This window comes from Moorena sp. SIO3I6 (assembly GCF_010672095.1).
Genome location: NZ_JAAHHU010000893.1, coordinates 1 through 2,010, shown reverse-complemented (window position 1 = coordinate 2,010; position 2,010 = coordinate 1). Strand labels below are relative to the sequence as shown.

Annotated in this window: 1 protein-coding gene and 2 pseudogenes; all 3 read right to left on the bottom strand. The window is 45.2% G+C overall.

Annotation, left to right across the window (positions count from 1 at the left end):
* Positions 1-120 (bottom strand): annotated as a pseudogene (locus F6K49_RS53965) (small mechanosensitive ion channel protein MscS); the annotation flags it as partial.
* Positions 121-135: 15 nt separating this feature from the next.
* Positions 136-1,473, bottom strand: coding sequence for a mechanosensitive ion channel domain-containing protein (locus tag F6K49_RS44095; RefSeq protein ID WP_366514314.1), 1,338 nt, complete (start codon positions 1,471-1,473; stop codon positions 136-138).
* Positions 1,474-1,826: 353 nt separating this feature from the next.
* Positions 1,827-2,010 (bottom strand): annotated as a pseudogene (locus tag F6K49_RS44090) (AI-2E family transporter); the annotation flags it as partial.

Below are 2,010 nucleotides of genomic sequence, written 5' to 3'. Positions count from 1 at the left end.
TATTTCTTCAATCAGAAAGTAAAGCTCACTCTTGATTTGGAACTGCTTGGGAGGGTCTTTAATCCAAACCAACAACTCAAACTTGAGGGCATTTTCCCCAAATCCAGTAAAAAATACATTAGGGGCTGGTTGATCTCAGATTTCTCGATGTTGAGAAGCTGCCTCAATCAGAGCACTACGGACTTTAATTGGATCTGAACCGTAGGCCACCCCTACGGGTAATTTTAACCGGGATACTGGATTATTGTGAGTCCAGTTGACCACTTCAGCTTCCAGAAAGCGAGAATTGGGGATAATGATTGAAACTTGATCCATTGTCAGGATTTCTGTACTCCGAATACCAATATTTTCTACTGTTCCCATCAGTTCCCCAACATTCACAAAGTCCCCTACTTGGATCGGACGCTCAAAAATGAGTACCAAACCGCTGACACATTCTTTAGCAATTCCCTGGATTCCCAAGCCAATGCCCACACCCAAGACTCCGACAAATACAGCTAGAGAACTAAAGTCGATTCCCCACAACTGCAATAGGACAATAACACCGATAAAGAGTATGGCATAATGGGTAATCAGGGCAATAGTCTCCTGCGCAGGGCGGCTGAGATTGGTGAGGCTAAGAATCCGCGATCGCAAAACTTTTTTTACTGCCTTGGCTAGGAGTATCAGAGCAGCAAATAACCCAATCAAGCTTAATAATCCTAAGACAGAATAGGGTTTATCTCCCACCCAAATGATTTCCCACGTCAAGCTTTGAACAAATGTGTCGTTAAGTTGGCGGCTCAACTGGCGAGTTTGGGGAAATAGGTTACTAGTATAAATCAGGGTAAATACTAGGATAGTGACCCGGAAAAGGAGTATGAGAGTCCCGCCTGCAATTTCAGCACGTAAGGCAGGTTGGCGACGGTATCGATGGGTTGACTTAGTTAGCTTTTTGTGAAACAGCCATTTAATCTGGTGATCCCACAACGAGCCTACTCCCCAACTAGAGATGAGTCCCCATAACCCACATCCAACGGATAGGAATACCGCTTGCACGATATAGTCCTGGGTACGTTCGAGAAAAGCCCGTTCCATGGCATTCTGTACCAGTGTTTGCCAAAATCGGGCTTGTTCCTTGGGACTTCTTCCTGTTAAAGTGTCATTGGAGGTTACCGATAGCAAGTGGTTACCATTTACCTTAATCACTGGTAAATTGTCAGTCCCAGCGATTTCTACGTCTATGGTTGGTGGTGCTTTCTCGATGATATGCTTGAGGGTATCACTGACGTAATCAGCCCGTTGTTGAGCAGTTAATGACCCAGCCGGTGCTACCTCAAACAGCGGACGCCCATCCAGGAAAATAGTTACCCGATTCAGATTGTCCTGAGCCACAATTGGCGCAGCTGCAATCAAGCAAGCGATCGCAATCGCTCCAATTACTACCAAGATTACTTGCGTCAGCCAATATCGGCAGCGAAAGAAGGAATTCATCAGCTACCAAAAATATTGCAGATTAGAGCCAGGAGGCTTTAGCCCTGTCTGATAGGAAGCCAAAGAAAGGGAAGCCTAGTGTTAACTGTACTTTAGTGTTAACTTTCTAGCCTCTGTAGCATTACTTAAGACAGTTAATTGGTAATTGGTAATTAGTAATTGGTTGACTATTTTCTTAAGCATTCAGCCGTCAGCCGTCAGCCGTCAGCCGTCAGCCGTCAGCTTATTTTATTCAAAAGCACCTCAAGTAGCGTGGCCAATGGCTGATAGCTGATAGCTGATAGCTGATAGCTGATAGCTGATAGCTGATAGCTGATAGCTGATTACTGATCCCTCAAAGTATAGTAATCATACTATCCGTTGAAAGAAAGAGCATTCGAGGCGTCTGCTTCAGAAGCTGCCGAGATAGCAGCAGCATTTTGTTCCGCCTCCAGTTTCGGCTTCAAGTACAAATTTTCTAGTACCAGAGCTGCACCAGCTACCCAAGGCGGAACAATCAAAGCACCAAGAATCCCCAAAACCTTTGCACCACCTAGC